Origin of the sequence: Streptococcus parasanguinis, assembly GCF_001073155.1 — a bacterium.
GTDB classification, from domain to species: Bacteria; Bacillota; Bacilli; order Lactobacillales; family Streptococcaceae; genus Streptococcus; species Streptococcus parasanguinis_D.
In genome coordinates, this window is the sequence record NZ_JVEE01000003.1 from 32,889 (window position 1) to 52,604 (window position 19,716).

The 19,716-nt window shown below is 39.1% G+C and carries 22 protein-coding genes; 4 read left to right on the plus strand and 18 right to left on the minus strand.

Annotated features, from left to right (window positions below):
* Positions 1-59: 59 nt before the first annotated feature.
* Positions 60-593: a TetR/AcrR family transcriptional regulator gene (locus ADH92_RS00180; RefSeq protein WP_003001962.1), complete on the plus strand. Its 534-nt coding sequence runs from the start codon at positions 60-62 to the stop codon at positions 591-593.
* 189 nt (positions 594-782) lie between these two features.
* Here the strand turns inward: ADH92_RS00180 and rpsD are convergent, their stop codons facing one another.
* The 13 genes from rpsD to apf all read right to left on the minus strand — a co-directional run bounded on the left by rpsD (position 783) and on the right by apf (position 13,461).
* Positions 783-1,394, minus strand: coding sequence for a 30S ribosomal protein S4 (gene rpsD / locus ADH92_RS00185; RefSeq protein ID WP_003002210.1), 612 nt, complete (start codon positions 1,392-1,394; stop codon positions 783-785).
* A gap of 205 nt (positions 1,395-1,599) precedes the next feature.
* Positions 1,600-2,331: an ABC transporter ATP-binding protein gene (locus ADH92_RS00190; RefSeq protein WP_049495744.1), complete on the minus strand. Its 732-nt coding sequence runs from the start codon at positions 2,329-2,331 to the stop codon at positions 1,600-1,602.
* Complete coding sequence (locus tag ADH92_RS00195) at positions 2,324-3,319, minus strand: ABC transporter substrate-binding protein (RefSeq protein WP_049495747.1); 996 nt, start codon at positions 3,317-3,319, stop codon at positions 2,324-2,326. The genes ADH92_RS00190 and ADH92_RS00195 overlap by 8 nt, the downstream gene beginning before the upstream one ends.
* 57 nt (positions 3,320-3,376) lie before the next feature.
* A complete protein-coding gene (locus ADH92_RS00200) occupies positions 3,377-4,135 on the minus strand; it encodes an ABC transporter permease (protein WP_049495750.1) in 759 nt (252 codons plus the stop codon).
* 210 nt (positions 4,136-4,345) lie between these two features.
* Entirely contained in the window at positions 4,346-4,618 is a 273-nt protein-coding gene (locus tag ADH92_RS00205; protein ID WP_003009183.1) for a Veg family protein, read from the minus strand.
* 1 nt (position 4,619) lies between these two features.
* Positions 4,620-5,978, minus strand: a complete 1,359-nt coding sequence (gene dnaB / locus ADH92_RS00210; protein ID WP_014714093.1) for a replicative DNA helicase — start codon at positions 5,976-5,978, stop codon at positions 4,620-4,622.
* A 25-nt stretch (positions 5,979-6,003) separates the two neighbouring features.
* Entirely contained in the window at positions 6,004-6,456 is a 453-nt protein-coding gene (gene rplI / locus ADH92_RS00215) for a 50S ribosomal protein L9 (RefSeq protein ID WP_049495754.1), read from the minus strand.
* On the minus strand, positions 6,453-8,429 hold the full coding sequence (locus tag ADH92_RS00220) for a DHH family phosphoesterase (RefSeq protein WP_049495757.1): 1,977 nt from the start codon (positions 8,427-8,429) through the stop codon (positions 6,453-6,455). Before ADH92_RS00220 ends, rplI begins: the two co-directional genes overlap by 4 nt.
* 198 nt (positions 8,430-8,627) lie before the next feature.
* Entirely contained in the window at positions 8,628-10,538 is a 1,911-nt protein-coding gene (gene mnmG, locus ADH92_RS00225; RefSeq protein WP_049495759.1) for a tRNA uridine-5-carboxymethylaminomethyl(34) synthesis enzyme MnmG, read from the minus strand.
* 8 nt (positions 10,539-10,546) lie between these two features.
* Positions 10,547-11,002 (minus strand): NUDIX hydrolase, encoded by a 456-nt coding sequence (locus ADH92_RS00230; RefSeq protein ID WP_049495763.1) that lies wholly within the window; start codon positions 11,000-11,002, stop codon positions 10,547-10,549.
* Positions 11,003-11,148: 146 nt separating this feature from the next.
* On the minus strand, positions 11,149-11,571 hold the full coding sequence (locus ADH92_RS00235) for an SseB family protein (RefSeq protein ID WP_049471774.1): 423 nt from the start codon (positions 11,569-11,571) through the stop codon (positions 11,149-11,151).
* A gap of 21 nt (positions 11,572-11,592) precedes the next feature.
* Positions 11,593-12,714, minus strand: a complete 1,122-nt coding sequence (gene mnmA, locus ADH92_RS00240; RefSeq protein ID WP_049492732.1) for a tRNA 2-thiouridine(34) synthase MnmA — start codon at positions 12,712-12,714, stop codon at positions 11,593-11,595.
* Between the two features lie 204 nt (positions 12,715-12,918).
* Positions 12,919-13,461 carry an aggregation-promoting factor gene (apf, locus tag ADH92_RS00245; RefSeq protein WP_049495766.1) on the minus strand — a complete coding sequence of 181 codons (543 nt, stop codon included), beginning with the start codon at positions 13,459-13,461 and terminating at the stop codon, positions 12,919-12,921.
* A 228-nt stretch (positions 13,462-13,689) separates the two neighbouring features.
* Between apf and sdaAB the strand changes: the two genes are divergently transcribed.
* From sdaAB to ADH92_RS00260, 3 genes are read left to right on the plus strand one after another with little or no spacing between them, the layout of a single operon-like run.
* Positions 13,690-14,361 carry an L-serine ammonia-lyase, iron-sulfur-dependent subunit beta gene (sdaAB, locus tag ADH92_RS00250; protein ID WP_023919982.1) on the plus strand — a complete coding sequence of 224 codons (672 nt, stop codon included), beginning with the start codon at positions 13,690-13,692 and terminating at the stop codon, positions 14,359-14,361.
* A 9-nt stretch (positions 14,362-14,370) separates the two neighbouring features.
* Positions 14,371-15,243: an L-serine ammonia-lyase, iron-sulfur-dependent, subunit alpha gene (gene sdaAA / locus ADH92_RS00255; RefSeq protein ID WP_049495772.1), complete on the plus strand. Its 873-nt coding sequence runs from the start codon at positions 14,371-14,373 to the stop codon at positions 15,241-15,243.
* Position 15,244: 1 nt separating this feature from the next.
* On the plus strand, positions 15,245-15,874 hold the full coding sequence (locus ADH92_RS00260) for an HAD hydrolase-like protein (RefSeq protein ID WP_049495773.1): 630 nt from the start codon (positions 15,245-15,247) through the stop codon (positions 15,872-15,874).
* 24 nt (positions 15,875-15,898) lie between these two features.
* Here the strand turns inward: ADH92_RS00260 and ADH92_RS00265 are convergent, their stop codons facing one another.
* The 5 genes from ADH92_RS00265 to pgsA all read right to left on the minus strand — a co-directional run bounded on the left by ADH92_RS00265 (position 15,899) and on the right by pgsA (position 19,688).
* Positions 15,899-16,549, minus strand: coding sequence for a LysM peptidoglycan-binding domain-containing protein (locus tag ADH92_RS00265; RefSeq protein ID WP_049495775.1), 651 nt, complete (start codon positions 16,547-16,549; stop codon positions 15,899-15,901).
* 157 nt (positions 16,550-16,706) lie between these two features.
* Positions 16,707-17,504 carry an energy-coupling factor transporter transmembrane component T family protein gene (locus ADH92_RS00270; RefSeq protein WP_049495779.1) on the minus strand — a complete coding sequence of 266 codons (798 nt, stop codon included), beginning with the start codon at positions 17,502-17,504 and terminating at the stop codon, positions 16,707-16,709.
* The gene (locus tag ADH92_RS00275) at positions 17,497-18,339 is read right to left on the minus strand and encodes an energy-coupling factor transporter ATPase (RefSeq protein WP_049495781.1); all 843 of its coding nucleotides are present in this window, start codon (positions 18,337-18,339) and stop codon (positions 17,497-17,499) included. Before ADH92_RS00275 ends, ADH92_RS00270 begins: the two co-directional genes overlap by 8 nt.
* Positions 18,324-19,148 (minus strand): energy-coupling factor ABC transporter ATP-binding protein, encoded by an 825-nt coding sequence (locus ADH92_RS00280; protein WP_003010767.1) that lies wholly within the window; start codon positions 19,146-19,148, stop codon positions 18,324-18,326. Before ADH92_RS00280 ends, ADH92_RS00275 begins: the two co-directional genes overlap by 16 nt.
* Entirely contained in the window at positions 19,149-19,688 is a 540-nt protein-coding gene (pgsA, locus tag ADH92_RS00285; RefSeq protein ID WP_003009208.1) for a CDP-diacylglycerol--glycerol-3-phosphate 3-phosphatidyltransferase, read from the minus strand.
* Positions 19,689-19,716: the final 28 nt, after the last annotated feature.

A 19,716-nucleotide genomic window follows, 5' to 3' on the forward strand; every position in this document is an offset into this window, starting at 1 on the left:
AAGTAGAAAATCTTATTTTTTAGACACTGTGTACAATTTTGTGCAAAAAGGATTAACAGATGACTGAGAGCAATAAACGATTAAAAACAAAACGAAATATCGAGGAGGCGATGGTTCGACTACTCGAAAAGGAATCATTCGACCAAATCACAACGGTTGAGTTAGCACAAGAATCCGGCATTAGTCGCTCTAGCTTTTATACCCACTATCGAGACAAGTACGATATGATCGAGCGCTACCAACAAGCACTCTTTCACAAGCTTGAATATATCTTTGATAAACACCAAGATGACAAGCGCCAAGCGATTACAGAAGTGTTCGAATTTCTAACCAAGGAGCCACTCTTTGCGGTTCTTCTGACAGAGAATGGAACCAAGGAGATCCAAACCTTCTTACGACATAAATTACAGATTCTTCTGGTTGATAGTTTGCAAGAGCGCTATAGTCATAAATCATTAACAGATATTGAAAGAGTCTACAGTTCTGTCTATCTGACCAATGCTTTCTTCGGAGTCTGTCAGATGTGGGTTTCGCGCGGAAAAAAAGAAAGCCCTCAACAAATGGCTGAATTTTTAATGAAAATGTTACGGTAACAGTCTCTCCTGATCGATCTAGATCAGGAGTTTTTTTATTAGCAGGTTTAGGTTTTAAGAAAACAAAAAACTTTCTCATTTAATGAAACAGCTTTAGAAAATTTGTAACTGAACAAACCCAGAAATCAACCCTTTAAGACAAAACAAAAAGCCCACTGTTGTAGGCTTTTTGCAAGTTTTTTCTTGAAATTAAAGCATTTTGTTGTAGAATTCAACGACAAGTGCTTCGTTGATTTCTGGGTTGATTTCATCGCGTTCTGGAAGGCGAGTCAATGAACCTTCAAGTTTGTCAGCATCGAATGATACAAATGCTGGACGTCCAACTGTAGCTTCAACAGCTTCAAGGATAGCTGGAACTTTAGCTGATTTTTCGCGAACTGAGATCACTTGACCTGGAGTTACACGGTATGAAGGGATATCAACGCGTTTTCCGTCAACAAGGATGTGACCGTGGTTAACGAATTGACGAGCTTGACGACGAGTAGTCGCAAGTCCAAGACGGTAAACAACGTTATCCAAACGACGTTCTAAAAGAAGCATGAAGTTGAAACCGACAGTTCCTTCTTTAACTTTAGTAGCTTGTACGAACAAGTTACGGAATTGTTTTTCACCAAGTCCGTAAGAGAAACGAAGTTTTTGTTTTTCAGCTAATTGCAAACCGTATTCTGACAATTTTGAACGGTTGTTTGGTCCGTGTTGACCTGGTACGTAGTTACGACGTGCCAATTCTTTACCTGTACCTGTAAGTGACAAGCCAAGACGGCGAGATTGTTTCCAAGATGGTCCTGTATAACGTGACATTTAAAATGTCCTCCTATAAAAATAATTTTTGTAGGAAATAACGTTTTAGACAAACCTGATTCGTTCAGAAAGCCTTCGCCCAAACAGCAAAGGTTACTTTTCTAGCTGACTTCCTGTTGACGAGCTTCATTTTGTCCTGCTGTCATTTCGCACAAATTCTATTCTATCACGGAATAGAAACTTTGTAAAGTCCTTCAAAACAATTTCAATGAAATTCAGACAATAATTCTATGATTCGTTTTTTATATTGCAATTTTTGCCAGTCTCTATCCGTTGCTGGATCCCATTTTAAAGGAAGATCTGCAATAATTTCACCGGGATTATGATTTAAGATATAGATCCGGTCACTCAATGTCAAAGCTTCTTCGATACTATGAGTGATCACTAGAGTGGTGAGACCAAGACGTTCCTTACTGTCTAGATACCAGTGATAAAGATCCTGCCTTGTCAATTCATCTAAGGCACTAAAAGCTTCATCTAATAGGAAGACAGAATGACCCAGAAGATAGGTTCTCAATAGCGCCACCCGTTGCCGCATCCCCCCACTCAGGGCATTGGGATAAAGGTTGGCAATACTTCCCAATTTAAATTCATCTAACAATTTTAGAGCTGTAGATGTTGCCTCTTCCTTAGGAATCTTTTTTAATTGAAGGGGAAGAATAATATTTCCCAATACTGTCTTATGTTCTAACAAAAGATCCTTTTGTAGCATATAGCTGACTTTTCCAAAGGAGATCGGGGCATCATCTACTTCTATAGCGCCCTTTTGTAAGGGAAAGATCCCAGCAATTAAATTAAACAAGGTTGATTTCCCTACCCCACTTGGACCTAGAATAGAGACGATTTCTCCTTTTTGCACTTCTAGTGATACATTGTTTAAAACTGCTTTATCTCCAAAAGAGAAACTTACATCTTTTACGGTTAAAATATCAGTCACCTACCAATTCATTTGTAAAACCTTTGTCTTCTAAGTCATTTGAAACCAATCCTTGCTCTTTTGCCCAAGCATAAAAAGCATTCCAACGCTTGGAGTCAAACTGCCCCCATTTATCCTTGTCTGAAGCATATTGACTGGAAAGATATTTTTGAGAAGCTAGTACAAAATCACGCTGGTTAGCTAAGGCAGGGGCCTGTTTGATCAAGATATCCGCAGCTTCTTCTGGATGCTCTATAGCATATTGGTAGCCTTTTTTCACCGCTTGAATGAATTTTTTTGCTTCCTCTTTATGAGACTTCAAATAGTCATTGTTAGCAATAATAACAGGCGAATAGTAGTCAAATGCAGGAACAAAATCTTTCATATAGAAGAAATTGGTCTTCATTCCCTTTTGCTCAGCCAAAATTCCATCCCAACCGTGATAAATCCAAGCAGCATCAAAGACCTTATTTTCAATCGGAGTAATGGAATTTGAATCACTATTTGGAACCAATTTTACTTGATTAAAATCAGCTCCTTCTTTTTTCATCATCGATTTGATCATTTCCAACTCAATCGGATCATTCCAGGTACCATACTTCTTACCCACCAAATCTTTTGGACTTGTGATCGCTGCATCTTTTCTTGAAATAATCCCTGACGTATTGTGTTCGACGATAGCTGCAACAGCGGTAATACCCGCACCTTTATCTAATTTCTTAGCCATAGAATCTTGGAAATAAATACCAAATGGAGCTTTCCCATTGATAATCAAATCAGAACTACTGTCTTCCGGAGGAAGTTTTATATCTACATCCAGTCCTGCTTCTTTAAAGTACCCTTTTTCCTTTGCTACATAGAGACCCGTGTGATTAGTATTCGGGGTCCAATCTAGAATAAAATCAATCTTTTTCAAACCACTTGACGATTGCTTGACAGAATTTTGACAAGCACTCAAGAAAACAAATCCCAATATTATTGAGAAAAATAAACCTATTGACTTTTTCATTAGCTATACCTCTTTTACATTTTTGTCAATTTAATTTTTACACCATTTACAAGTTTGTCAATCCTTTTTCCATTTTAGAATGGTTCGTTCTAATTGGTCAACGAGAAACATACCGAGTAAACTAATAGCAGAAATCAATACAATGATCGCAAACATCGTATCATACTGAAATAACTTCTTCGATTGGATCATATAGACCCCCAATCCATCAAAACCTCCTAACCATTCTGAAACGACCGTACTGATAAAAGCATAGGAAACACTCACACGTAAACCTGCGAAAAAATAAGGAAGCGCTGCAGGAATTTTATAATGGACTAAAGTCTGAAAGCGATTGGCTTGCATAATCTGAAACAATCTCAGAATGTCTTGATCGCAATGCCGAAAACCATCTAACAGACTGACTACGATGGGAAATACCACCGTAATAATGATCAAAACCAGTTTTGGAAGCATACCATAACCAAACCAAAGAACCAGGATAGGGGCCAAGGCAATCGTCGGAATGGTTTGAATAACAACCATAAAAGGATAGACCAGATCATTCACCCATTGAAAACTATCCATGAGAATCGCAAAGCCAGCAGCAAGAAGAACGCCTATAACAAGTCCGATCAAGGCCACTTGAAGGGTAGACAAACTGTGATGAATCAGGAGAGATCGATCTCGTACAAAGGCATTCCCAATTTCAAGTGGCGTTGGTAATACAAATTTGGGGAGGATATTTAAAAATCCTGCTAACTGCCATAAGACAAGAAGACTGCTAAAACCTGCAAATCCTATCAATTGTTTTGAATATCTTTTTACAAGAGACATCGGAACCTCCTTTCTCACAAATAAAAAACGCCTCCAAAATAGGAGACGGATTGCACAAGGTCACTCATAACGAAAAATACATTTCATTTGTTTCCTACGCTGGCATTACCCAGATCAGGTGCGGTCGAAGCTTACACTTCCTCTCAGACTGTACACAGACTCCCATATGTATTTATTATAATAACTGATTTAGACGATAAAATCAAGAAATTAATCCAAATAACGAATTAAATTCTTCTCTGTTAAAATATCTGAATAGGTGTAAGACTCCACGTATGTATTAGCTGGTTCACCTGGCAAGCTATTGTCGTTCGTATACTCGATAATAAATAAAGAAGGATAGACCTCAATCAAGCGTCCAAATTTATTTTTTTGACGTTTCCGTCCATTTTCAAGCGTCATTTCAACCACTTGTCCTTCATGGGCCTTGATTTCTTCTTTAATTTTTTTCATTTTTGCAACATCTGTAAATGCATCACTCATCTTATTGATCCTCTCTCTTTGAAATACTTGAGAATTTATTGTATTCCTTTTGGAATATTAATTCGACTGTCCCACGCGCACCTGAACGGTTTTTCTCGATAATCACTTCAACCGTATTATTAGGCATTCCATCTTCTTCCTCTTCACCAGCTCGATCATAATAATCATCACGGTACAAGAAAGCAACAATATCCGCATCCTGTTCAATCGATCCAGATTCACGAATATCAGAAAGAACAGGACGTTTGTCTTGGCGCTGTTCCACACCACGTGATAGCTGACTCAAAGCAATAACGGGAACTTTTAGTTCCTTAGCCAAAATCTTTAACTGACGAGAAATTTCTGAAACTTCCTGTTGACGGTTTTCTCTTCCAGTCCCTGTAATCAGCTGCAGGTAGTCAATCAGAATAAGACCGAGATTCCCTGTTTCCTGCGCTAATTTTCTTGCTCTCGAACGAATCTCAGTGATCCGAATTCCCGGAGTATCATCGATGTAAATACTCGCATTGGCCAAATTTCCTTGAGCAATGGCATATTTCCGCCACTCTTCATCCGTCAATTGACCTGTACGAATCGAATGGGATTCAATCAAACCTTCAGCTGCTAACATCCGGTCAACCAAACTTTCAGCACCCATTTCTAATGAGAAAATAGCCACTGTCTTATCCAACTTTGTCCCGATATTTTGAGCAATATTTAGAGCAAAGGCTGTTTTCCCTACTGCAGGACGAGCCGCTAAAATAATCAACTCTTCCTCATGTAGCCCCGTCGTCATATGGTCCAAATCGCGATAGCCTGTCGCAATACCCGTAATATCAGAGGTTTGAAGCGAGCGGGCTTCCAAGCTACCAAAATTTATATTCAAGATGTCTCGAATATTTTTAAATCCACTACGATTTGCGTTTTCACTAACATCAATCAGAGCTTTTTCAGCACCCGCAATGATTTCATCTGAAGGACTTGCACCATCATAAGCTTGATTAATACTTTCCGTTAATCGAGAGATCAATCGACGTAAGACAGCTTTTTCGGCAACAATCTTCGCGTAATACTCTGCGTTAGCTGAAGTTGGTACCGAATTAATGACTTCTACCAAATAGGAGAGACCGCCAATATTTTGGAGATCCCCCTGACTATCTAAAATATTTCGAACAGTCGTCGCATCAATCGCATCCCCGCGGTCAGCTAGATCGATCATGGCTTTAAAAATCAAACGGTGCGAGTACTTAAAGAAATCGCCAGGCTCGATATATTCACGAACAAAGACCAATTTCCCCTCATCAATAAAGATGGCTCCCAACACTGATTGCTCCGCTTGGATATCCTGAGGTTGTGTTCGTAATTCCTCTATCTCAGCCATAAAAAAACCTTTCTATCGATCGTGTTTACCCTTCGTTTACACGAATATTAATCAAACCTGTAACATCTTGATAAATTTTTACAGGGACGTCAATCAATCCTGTTGAACGAATTGGAGAGGAAACTTGGATATGACGTTTATCAATTTTAATGCCAAATTGTTTCTCAAGCTCTTCTGCAATCTTTTTATTGGTAATAGAGCCGAAAGTACGGCCATCTGGCCCAATTTTTTCAGTGAATTGAACAACAGTTGCTTCTTCTTCTAATTTCGCTTTAATCTTTTGCGCTTCTGCTAACAATTCAGCATGCGCTTTTTCTTCTGACTTTTGCTTTCCACGAAGTTCACCGATTGCTTGGGCATTGGCTTCTTTCGCAAGATTTTTCTTGATCAAAAAGTTTTGTGCATAACCAGTAGGCACTTCTTTAATTTCGCCTTTTTTACCTTTACCTTTTACATCCGCTAAGAAAATAACTTTCATTCTACATTCTCCTTTTCAATAGTTACTTCGTTTTCAATAGTCTCAATCAGTTGTTGACGAATACTCATCAAATCTTGACCCTCAATTTGAGAGGCTGCCGAATTGAAATGACCTCCTCCGCCAAGCTGTTCCATGATACGCTGTACATTAACTTTACTTCGACTTCGTGCAGAAATCGAGACAGTTCCACTTTGATTACAAGCAATGACAAAGGTTGCTTCCACCTCAGACATGGCTAGCATACTATCAGCAGCTTTACTAATGGTTACTGAATCATAGGCTTTAGTCGTATTGGCACAAGCTACGATGATATGTGGCAAAATCTTTTCACCAGTCAAGATCAGTTCGTTCACTTCACGATACTCATCAAACTGAATCGCAGAGATCTCCTGGATGGCTACACTATCACTACCTCTTGAGCGAAGGTAACTCGCCACATCAAAGGTCCTACTTGTAACACGTGCGGAGAAGTTCTTAGTATCCAGCATGATCCCAGCCATCAAGACACTAGCTTGAATCTTCGTCAACCGATTTTTCTTCGACTTCTGGAACTGAATCAGCTCACTAACCAATTCGCTCGCGCTACTTGCTCCACTTTCAATATAGGTGATCAGAACATTTTCAGGGAAATCATCATCCCGACGGTGATGGTCAATGACAATAATCTGTTGAAATTCCTGATAAAACTCTTTTGAAAGAGTCAAGGCTGTCTTAGAATGGTCAACCATAATTAACAAAGAGCGATCCGTCACCATTTGCATGGCTTCCTCTAGGGGAAGGATTTTCGTCACCTGCTCTTCTTCTAGTTTCGCAATTGCTCTTGAAATATCACTAGCCATTGCATGTGGGTCATAGACCACATAAGAGGAAGCCAAAATATTGCTAGAGAAAAACTGCATTCCCACAGACGCTCCTAAAGCGTCCATATCCAAGTTTCTATGCCCAACAATGAAAACTTGATCAACGGATTTAATCTTATCCGAAATAGCTGTCATCATAGCGCGTGTGCGAGTCCGAGTCCGCTTCACAGCCGAAGCTGTTCCACCACCAAAGAAAATAGGGTTTTTCTGTTCATCATTTTCTTTGACAACCGCTTGATCCCCACCACGAACTTCCGCAAGGTTTAGGTTCAAGAGAGCCACTTTACCAATCTCATCATGCTCCCCGTCACCATACGAGAATCCCATACTTAAGGTAATAGGTAGCTCACGATTTTTAGCTTCTTCACGGAATTGATCGATGACAGAAAATTTTGATTCCATCAACTGTTCTAAGACCGTGTAGTCTGTAAACAAATAGAAACGATCCATCCCCACACGTCTGTAAAACATATGGTAACGAGCTGTAAACTCTTCTACAAAGTTGGCAATAAAACTATTGATATTGCTAATATCAGAGTCTGAAATGACATCTTCTAGATCATCATAGTTATCAACAGAAATAATACCGATAACGGGACGAGTTGTCACCAATCCTACAGTTGCTTCATACTCACTTGAAACATCAAAAAAGTAAACAACACTAGACGTCTGATCAAAGTAAACAGAATATTTCTTATCGACTACAGTGACATAATGACCTTTATCCTCAAACAGAGTATTGAGTAACTTTTTCAATGATTCAACATCAAAGTCCCCATCATCTGTTGAAAAAATCAATTCAGCATAAGGGTTGAACCACTCTACTTCATTAGACTCTTCATTAATTTTGATAACTCCAACAGGCATTTTATCAAGGAGGGATGCTAATCCGCTTTCTGCCTGATGGTTCACATATTGTATTTGTTCTAATTCATCTAACTCTGAAATTTGTAACTGGTATTCAAATAAAGCAATCAATCCAGCTAAGACTAAAAAAATTGCAATGAGAGTTACATAGCCTTTGCCAAAGATTCTTAAAAAAATTGCTAAAATTGCAAATGAAATAAAACCAATTAACACATAATGGATGAACGATAAACGAAATTTTTTCATCATAAACCTCTTCTCGGCATTATACCATAAATAGAGGTAAAAAGCGAGGTTTCTCTCTATATTACGGAGAAGATCGACCTGTAAAAAGCTCTTCCTCCGCTTCACTAGTTTGTAAACAATGTTTACAGCTGTGTAAATATTAACAACAGATTTCAATCCATAAAATTGAGGCTGAAACATCATCTCAGCCCCATTTTATTAGTGGTTTGCTTTGTTTTTGGAGATACTCCGAGATTTACCTTCCAAGTAAACCATTAAAATAGAGATATCCGCTGGATTGACACCTGAGATACGACTTGCTTGACCAATCGTTTCTGGATTAATTAATTTAAATTTTTGACGCGCTTCGGTTGCGATGGAGTCAATATCATCCCAGTCAATATTCGCAGGAATTCGTTTTTCTTCCATACGCTTCATTTTTTCGACTTGGTCCATTGCTTTTGAAATATAGCCTTCGTATTTAATTTCAGTTTCAATCAATTCAATGATTTTATCATCCAGTTCTTCAGCTGCAGGACCGATAAATTCTACCACATCTTGGTAAGAGACTTCTGGTCTTCGCAAGAATTCTTTAGCAGTGACAGCATCTGTCAATGGTTTAAAGCCCATTGCAGCAACCTTTTCATTGGTTTCCTTTACAGGCTTTAACTTAATGCTATCTAAACGCTTCATCTCGTTTTCAAACTGATACTTCTTGGTTTCGAAACGTTGCCAACGTTCATCATCTACCAATCCAATTGCTCGTCCCATTTCTGTCAAGCGCATATCGGCATTATCATGACGCAAAATCAGACGGTATTCTGCACGGCTTGTTAACAAACGATACGGTTCGATCGTTCCCTTTGTTACCAAGTCATCGATCATGACCCCAATATAACCATCACTGCGTTTCAAAATGAGTTCCGGTTTTCCTTGAATTTTTAGAGCCGCATTGATCCCTGCAATAATCCCTTGACCAGCGGCCTCCTCATAGCCAGACGTTCCATTGGTTTGGCCAGCTGTAAAGAGACCTGAAATTTTCTTGGTTTCTAAAGTTGCGCGCAATTGATGAGGCAAAACCATATCATACTCAATCGCATAACCCGTTCGCATCATTTCTGCCTTCTCAAGTCCCTTAATAGAATGGACGATATCCCGCTGAACATCCTCTGGTAAACTCGTTGACAGCCCTTGAACATAGACTTCTTCTGTATTTCGTCCCTCAGGTTCTAAGAATAGTTGATGACGCTCTTTGTCAGCAAAACGGACAATTTTATCCTCAATGGACGGACAATAGCGAGGGCCCACTCCCTTTACAACCCCTGTAAACATAGGTGCCCGGTGTAAATTATTCTGGATAATTTCATGGCTATGCCCATTCGTATAAGTCAACCAACAAGGAACCTGATCCTTTACATAATCTTCATCACGCGATGTATAAGAAAAATGATTTGGAGCTTCATCTCCAGGTTGAATTTCCGTTTCGTCATAATTAATTGACGATGCCTTTACACGAGGTGGTGTTCCTGTTTTGAAACGTCCAATTTCTAATCCTAATTGTTTGAGATTATCGGCCAAATTGATAGAAGCTAGACTATGATTAGGTCCTGACGAATACTTGAGATCTCCAATGATAATTTCTCCGCGTAAAGCTGTCCCAGTAGTGACAATAACAGCCTTTGCCCCATACTCTTGGTGAGTCGCAGTCCTTACACCAACAACCTTACCATTCTCCACCAAAATCTCATCAATCATAGTTTGGCGAAGAGTTAAATTTTCTTGGTTTTCAACCGTTTTCCGCATTTCTTTTGAGTAAAGTTCTTTGTCTGCTTGAGCCCGAAGTGCACGAACAGCAGGACCTTTACCAGTATTGAGCATTTTCATTTGGATGTAGGTCTTGTCGATATTCTTCGCCATTTCTCCACCGAGGGCATCGACTTCACGCACGACAATTCCTTTAGCAGAACCACCAATAGAGGGATTACAAGGCATAAAAGCCAGCATTTCAATGTTAATAGTCGCAAGTAAGACCTTACAACCCATACGGCTAGCAGCTAGAGAGGCTTCTACTCCCGCATGCCCCGCACCGATTACAATGATATCGTATTCTTCAATAAAATTATAAGTCATTTTTTCTCCTATTTCTCAAGATGGATGTGAAGTAATTTTCCGTCCCATTCTGGTAGGGCTGATTTTAAAAAGGCTGGTTTCAGGTCAACAGTGTGTAAATCTTCTAAAGCAATCCAACGGCAAGGTAATTGCTTTGTATCTTCCTGCATGACCAAAGGTGCATCTTCCAGCAAGTCCACCAAATAATGAAATTCAATATTATGGTAGTGGATTCCAGCTTGTTCAAAGTGATTTTCAACCACGAAAGCTAACGGACCTGCTGTAGATGTGACACCAAGTTCCTCTTTGACTTCACGAACTACAGCATCTCCTGTAGTTTCATTGACTTGAATAGCACCTCCGATTGTATAACAGCCGTCCTCATCTTCTATGACGAACAAGCGATTATCTTTTACAATCAAAGCAGTCGCTCTCACACCAAAAACAGTAGAACCTATTTTCGTCCGAAAATCCTGTTGCCTCATTTTACTTCCTTTCGAAATCACACAAAAATAGTCAAAACTCTGAGAAGTGCAGGACAAAAAAGCCTGCAACATCCATGAGCTTTGACCATCATTTCTATTGCTTTTATTATTGTAGCAAATTGAGAAAATTTGTCAATTTAAATATACTAAGACTGACGGATTGCTTCAAAAACTCCTTTGTCAATCTCAACTGGATCAGAGAATGCATCTAGAACAATCCCTCTCACTGGAAACTTTCCTATCCTTTCTGCAGTAAATAAACAGTCCGTAAAAGGTATTTGCAGCCAAGAAAAACGATCGTAATAATCTTTAGGAATATCCTGTTCCGTCAAGAAACAAGGATAAAAGTAGTCGTCTCCCTTTCGTAGAATATCCGGTTTTAGACGAACACCTTCTTGTTCATCACTCCCATCCATTAAAGAAGCATTAAAGGGAACCCAAACTTTAGATTGCTTCAATTCCTTGAACAAAGCTTCAATTGACTCCGTCGTTTTTTCCCTCAAATACTGTTTCTTATAATCAGAGATAGTCTTTGTATTCTCTATTTTTTTCTTAAAGAACTGAAACACTTTCGTTCCTCCTAGAAAATTCTAAATATACTGACAAACTTTTCCATCCCGATAAGCATTGTCAATCAAGCCACCGCCTAGACACTCTTCACCGTCGTAAAAAACAACAGCTTGTCCTGGTGTAATGGCTCGTTGAGGTTCTGCGAAAATCACTTCTGCCTTGTCACCTTTAACGTGTACAGTCACCTTGGAGTCAGGCTGACGATAGCGGAACTTAGCTGTACACTCTAATGTAAACTCTTCTGGCATATTTCGTGTAAAGTGAACTTGACTAGCCTGTAAACTTGTTGACATCAATGCTTCATGGTAGAAGCCTTGACCGACATAAAGAATATTTTGACTGAGGTCTTTCCCAACTACAAACCATGGCGCATTGTCTCCACCTTGTTGGCCACCAATTCCAAGCCCACCCCGTTGACCGATTGTGTAATACATCAAACCTGCATGTTCACCCATATCTCGTCCATCGATGGTCATCATTCGACCTGGTTGGGCAGGAAGATAGTTCCCTAGAAATTCTTTGAAATTCTTTTCTCCGATAAAGCAAATCCCAGTTGAGTCTTTCTTTTTAGCTGTTGCTAATCCAGCTTCTTCAGCTAGACGACGAACCTCTGGCTTTTCCAAATGTCCCAATGGGAACATGGTTTTTTGAAGTTGTTCTTGTGACAGCTGGCTTAAGAAATAAGTTTGGTCCTTCCCGTTGTCAACGCCGCGTAACATATGAACAATGCCATCTTCATCACGCGCCACACGCGCATAGTGCCCTGTCGCTACATAATTTGCACCGAGTGTCATAGCATAATCTAAAAAGGCCTTAAATTTGATTTCCTTATTACACATGACATCCGGATTTGGTGTTCGACCAGCTCGGTATTCGGCAAGGAAATATTCAAAGACACGATCCCAGTATTCTTTCTCAAAGTTGACAGAATAGTAAGGAATGCCAATTTGGTCTGCAACCGCTGCTACATCTTTGTAATCTTCTGTAGCTGTACAGACGCCATTTTCGTCTGTGTCGTCCCAGTTTTTCATGAAGATGCCGATGACATCGTAACCCTGTTGCTTTAATAATAAAGCTGTTACAGATGAATCCACACCACCACTCATACCAACAACAACACGTGTTTTCGAGTTATCACTCATAGATTTCTCCCATCTTTTCGTTTCTCACGATTGAAGGTCGTGGTTTGCTTCAACGATTGAAGGTCGTTTTGAGCAGTTACCATTTTAACACGCTTTATATTAGAAAACAAGCATCTTACTATTCTTTTTGTTGATCAGGATCGATGGGTTTACAAGTCTGTAAATTTAAAAAGAGTCCTATTCAAGAACTCTTTTTAAACGAATTTAATACCAGCCATTTGCCAACCAGAAATTTTTAGCTGCTGACCATGATCCATAACGGTTGACAACATATTGATTGGCTACTTTTTCTTGGTTTGCAGGTGATAAATCACCATTCAAATAAGTGATAGTTAATTGGTAACGGCCATAATATTGGCCATTTTGTGCTGTATAGCTACCACTTGACTCTTTCTGAGCAATCCATTCCTTAGCAGCCGCGTCTTCCGCACTCAAGCCATCTGAAGCAGAGACAGTAGTTGTTGCTTGTGTAGTATCAGTTTTACTAGCAGGAGCTTGCTCCGTAGTTTTCTGCGTTGTATTTGCATCTTCAATCTCAAGAACTTGACCAACTGAGATGAGATTCACGTTACTAATCTTATTTTTCTTAGCAATCGCATCAACCGTTGTGTTCCTCTCTTTAGCAACAGCAGATAAAGTATCACCTGATTTTACAGTATAAGAATCTGCATTCGCTACAATTGGAAGGAAAAGTCCTGCAAGTAAACTAAGTCCAATAATTTGTTTCATCATTTGTTTTTTATTCATTATTATGTACTCCTTTATTGGTATACCTCTATACTACACAAGAAATATTTCATATTTATTGAAATAATGTGTCAAATATTTCAGTCAGATGTTAGAAATACTAAAAATCCAGGATAATATAAATGCTTTAAGCCCCCTTTAAGATTTCTCAGATATTTCGGGAAAAATAGAAGAAATCATCAGCCATATCTGATATAATGAAGTAAAGTGATCACAAAGGAGCAGAGCATGAACTCTTTAAAATTCCAATCAGTTTTTGATATTATTGGACCTGTGATGATCGGCCCATCCAGTAGTCACACTGCAGGTGCTGTTCGAATTGGTAAAATTGTTTCTTCTATCTTTGGAGAGGAGCCAAAAGAAGTTGAGTTCCAATTATTTAATTCCTTCGCCAAAACCTATCGTGGTCATGGAACAGATTTAGCCTTAGTAGCGGGCATCTTAGGAATGGACACAGATGATCCTAGAATCCCAGATAGTCTAAAAATTGCACATGAACGAGGCATTAGGATTGTTTGGTCTATTCAAAAAGAAAGCAATGCTCCTCACCCAAACACAACGACTATTACTGTTAAAAATGATCATAAAACGATTTCTGTCACTGGAATCTCAATTGGTGGTGGGAACATACAGGTTACTGAGTTAAATGGCTTTGCTATCTCGCTAAATATGAATACTCCAACCATTATCATTGTTCACCAGGACGTCCCTGGAATGATCGCCCATGTGACAGAAGCTCTTTCTCGCTATGATATTAACATTGCACAAATGAATGTAACACGGGAAAAAGCTGGAGAAAAAGCGATTATGATTATAGAAGTTGACTCAAGGAGTTGTGAAGCAGCTATCGACGATATCCGTAAAATTCCTCATCTTCATAATGTCAACTTTTTCAAATAAGGAGTTCATATGTTTTATTCAATTGTAGACCTCGTAGAACAAGCAAGCGCGCAATACGAAGGAAACGTCGCAGAGTTAATGATTGCGACTGAATTTGAACTAACTGGTCGTGAACGAGAAGAAGTCCTACGATTAATGACCCGTAATTTAGAAGTGATGATTGATTCTGTAAGGTTAGGGTTAAATGAAAACCACTCTCGTAGTGGGTTAACCGGTGGGGATGCCGCAAAATTAGATCGCTATATCAAATCAGGAAAAACGTTATCTGACTTGACCGTCCTAACCGCAGCGAAGAATGCTATTGCTGTCAACGAACACAATGCTAAGATGGGACTGGTCTGCGCAACACCCACTGCAGGATCTGCTGGCTGCCTTCCCGCAGTTCTCACTGCAGCAACTCAAAAATTAGGGTTAAACCGTCAGCAACAACTAGATTTTCTACTGACAGCTGGAGCTTTTGGTTTAGTCATCGCCAATAATGCTTCTATTTCAGGTGCAGAAGGTGGTTGTCAAGCAGAAGTTGGTTCTGCTTCAGCTATGAGTGCGGCTGCATTGACACTTGCTGCTGGAGGAACTCCTTATCAAGCGAGTCAAGCAGTCTGTTTTGTCATCAAAAACATGCTTGGGCTCATTTGTGATCCAGTAGCAGGACTCGTGGAAGTTCCATGTGTCAAACGAAACGCAATGGGAGCCAGCTATGCCTTCATTGCTGCTGATATGGCCTTAGCAGGTATTGAATCAAAAATACCTGTTGATGAAGTTATTGACGCCATGTACCAAGTTGGTTCTAGTCTTCCGACTGCCTTTAGAGAAACAGCTGAAGGAGGATTGGCAGCAACACCAACCGGACGTAGATTACAAAAAGAGATATTTGGAGAATAACATGCAAGCCTTATTTTTTGATTTAGATGGAACATTAGTTGACAGTTCCAAGGGAATTACAGAGAGCTTTCAACATACATTCGATACTTTGAAGGTTCCTCAACCCGATCTCAAAACCATCCGTAGTTTTATGGGACCACCTTTGATTTCTAGTTTTGAAGCTACCCTTCCTGAAACTTTGGTAGATCAAGCCGTAACTATCTATCGCCAGTATTATCATGAAAAAGGTCAATACAAATCAACTCTGTTTCCTCAGATAGTAGAAGCTTTGAAAGCATTACAAGACGAAAACATTCCTCTTTATGTAACTACTTCAAAACATGAACCGGTTGCTTTACAGATGTGTCAAGATTTAGGTATCGCTAAATACTTTAAAGGAATTTATGGATCAAATTCAGATCGTATCAACAAAGCCGATGTCATTCGATACGCCTTGTCAAGCAATGACCTTCCAAAAGAGGAGACAGTGATTATTGGGGACACAAAATTTGACCTCATTGGAGGTCAAGCAGTTGGTATAAAAACCATGGCAGTCACTTGGGGATTTGGAGATCTTGAAGAGCTACTTCTTTACTCACCAGATTTTATTTGTCACTCTCCACTTGATATTCTTGAGACATTAAAAAAATAGGTTTACAAATTGTAAACCTATTTTTTAATAACCCCAAGCTGATAAACCTTGTGAGCTATATGCATTGTATGCAGACTGGATTTGATCATCAACTGTTGCAGTTGAACCCCAACCTGGCATTGTTTGGAACAAACCACTGGCACCAGAAGCATTTGCTGCATTTACTTGACCATTTGATTCACGGGCAATAATTGCTTCCCAAGTAGAAGCAGGTACGCCAGTCATTTCAGCCATACGAGCAGCTGCATAAGATCCTTGTTCTCCAGCAGTATTCCCATTTGGTAGAACAATTCCACCATTTGTTGATTGTGCAGAAGTCACTGCAGCATTTGCTGCATAAGTTGTTTGTTTTTGAGCAGTTTGTGCTGTTGCAGTTGCTGTAGGTGCACTTTCAGCAGGTTTTGCTTGCTCTTGTGGAGCAACTTTATCAATCATAGATTTTGAACGCTCACCTAACTCAATAATTTGTCCTGCATAGATCAAATCTTCATTGGTCAGATTGTTAGATGCAATAATATTTTCTACTGAAGTGTTATTTTCTAGTGCAATTTTTGATAGAGTATCTCCAGACTTCACTTCGTAAGTTTCAGCATTCACTGTAGCAATACCAGAAATGAAAAGTGATGCTGCTGAAAGTAGGGAAGTGACTGTCCATTGGAACTTTTTACTGTTCATGAATTCTATTCTCCTTTCGAACATAATTCTATCATACACACAAAATGTTACAGTTTATTGTAGAATATATTACAAATGTTACAAGAATATGTGAATTTAATGTAAAAAGCGCTTTGTATAGCGCTTTTTCCTTATTTTTGAACCAATACAACTAGCTCTATCCATTTTTTAGATAAAAAACTATCAACATGAGGCACAGAATAACGAGCAATGCTAGGGTATCTTTTACTCTCCACTGCAGAGTCCGATAGCGTGTTCGTCCCTCACCGCCTTTGTACCCTCTCGCTTCCATCGCAATTGCTAATGCATCTGCGCGTTTAAAACTAGAAGCAAATAGAGGAATGAGGATCGGAATAAAGGAACGGATCCTTTTTAATAGATTTCCCTCACCAAAATCAACACCACGTGCCCTTTGCGCATTCATGATTCGATTCGTATCATCTACTAAGGTTGGAACAAAGCGCAAACTCATAGATAGCATTAACCCAATCTCATGAGCCGGAACCTTAATAATTTTTAGTGGTGTAAGGAGCTTTTCAACAGCATCTGCTAAACTCAATGGTGTCGTCGTCACGGTTAAAATCGTCGAATAAAAAATGATTAAAATAAATCTACAAAATATGATGGCGGCTTGCATCAATCCTTGGTCGGTTAATTTAAAAAACCACCATTGATATAAAATAGTTCCTTGAGAGGTCGCAAATAATTGAAAAATAGTTGTAAAGGCAATGATAAAAATCATTGATTTTAAGCCTTTAATATAAAAACTAACCGAAATCCTCGTTAGATACATTAAAACAAAAATAAAAGCAAAGAGAAGAACATTTGTCTGGATATTATTTGCCCAAAACAGAAGAAATATGAATAAAAACATTGAGAGCAACTTCCCACGAGGATCTAGTTGGTGGATAATGGAGTTTCCAGGAATATATCTTCCCAAAATCATATTATTCATGAAGTAACAGCTCCTTTAGTTCCTCAATTTTGATTGGTAGTCTGTCCAGGGAAAGTCCTCTTCGTTTCAATTGAAGAGCAAAATTCGTAATTTGTGGGACTCCTAATTGAAGTTTTTGTAAATACTCAACCTGTTGAAATACTTCCCTGGGGGATCCGTTTAGGACAAGTTTTCCCGCTTCTAAAGCAAATACGGTATCAGCAAAATTTGCTACATCATCCATCGTATGAGTTACCAGGACTAGGGTCATCCCATTTTTATGTAATGTCTCAAACAGTGCCATCAATTCCTTTCTTCCAGCAGGATCTAGCCCTGCTGTCGGCTCGTCCAATACTAAAATCTCTGGTTCGATAGCTAAAATACCCGCGATCGCAACTCGCCTCATTTGTCCACCAGATAGTTCAAATGGACTTTTATCATAGATAGACTCTTCTAAACCAACGATCGCTAATTTTTCTTTGGCTATTTCCTCCGCTTTGTCCTTAGGTACCCCAAAATTCTGTGGTCCAAAGGCTACATCAGCTAGAACGGTTTCCGCAAATAGCTGACTTTCTGGAAATTGAAAAACCAAACCGACTTTTTTTCTCAGGTACTTCATTTCTTTTGGCTCAGAATGATTATCTAAAACAAAATCTTCAAATTGAATCGTTCCTGTAGTCGGACGCAGTAAACCATTTAGTAATTGCAACAAAGTAGACTTGCCACTACCAGTATGCCCGATGATGGCTGTATAAGATCCATTTTTTATTTCCAAACTAATATCAGAAAGCGCCTGCCCTTCAAAAGGACTTCCCTCTTGATAAGTATAATAGACATTCTTTAAAGAGATTCCCATAGTTGGTCTAATAACTCACTTTCTGTTAGATAATCCTGTTTTAGCGGAAAATGTGAGCTGAGAGATTCTTGAACCTGCTTACTAAAAGGCTTATCTAATCCAATCTCATTCAGATCATTTCTTGAAAACAATTCCCGCGGTGTCATAGAAGACTCTAGTTTTCCTTTTTGAAAGACGAGTGTTCGATCACTTAAGGCAATTTCGGTTAAATCATGGGTAATAGAAATAATTGTTAATTGAAACTTTTTCTGAAGTTCTCTCATTACCGCCATTAGATCCTCTCTACCTTCTGGATCTAACATACTAGTTGCTTCATCAAGGATAATAATAGTTGGTCTCAAGGCGATAATACCTGCTATGGCCACCCGTTGCTTTTGACCACCTGACAAACGAGATGGTTCGCGATCTTTAAACTCCAGCATACCGACTTGCTCAATAGCCTTCTCCACACGTTGAAGCATTTCTTCCCGTGGAATTCCTTGATTTTCTAAACCAAAGGCAACATCATCTTCTACTGTCGCACCAACAAATTGGTTGTCAGGATTCTGAAATACAATCCCAATTTTACTACGGATTTCCCATATGGTTTCACGAGTCAGTTGTTTTCCATCAACGTAAATCTCACCAGACTCAGCTTCCAAAAGGCCATCAATCAGGCGTACAACTGTAGATTTCCCACTACCATTGTGTCCAACAATCGAAAGCCACTCTCCTTGTTTCACGTGAAACGAAACCGTGTCAATTTGATACTCTTCTACTGTTTTATCGTATCGAAAGGATACATTTTTTAGCTCAATCATCTGTTTCATTTATTTAAATGTGTCTTTAAAGAGATAGCTACTTCCCTTAAAGTAGTCGTAACCAGAATAAATTGTGAAAATCAATGCAATATAAAGCAACACTTGCCCCGGAAGTGTCCAATGGCAAAGCAAAAAGATAATGGCAAACATTTGGCTAAAGGTTTTAATTTTTCCTGGCATGGCTGCAGCAAGAACTGTACCACCTGTCTCAACAAGTAGAAGACGCAAACCAGTAACAGCTAACTCACGACAAATGATAACGGCTGCAATCCAAGCAGGAACCATTTTTAATTCAATCATCATGATAAAGGCTGACATGACCAATAATTTATCTGCCATTGGATCGGCAAATTTACCAAAATTACTAACTACATTCCATTTTCGTGCAAGAAAGCCATCTAAATAATCTGTAATACTAGCAATTGCAAAAATAACTGCCGCTACAATATGTCCTAAGTAAGAGTGACTTAAACTTAAAATGGCAATAAAAATAGGAATCATCACAACCCGAATTAATGTCAATGCATTAGGAATATTTTCTTTTTTCATACTTCCTCCAAAAAACAAACTATCCTTA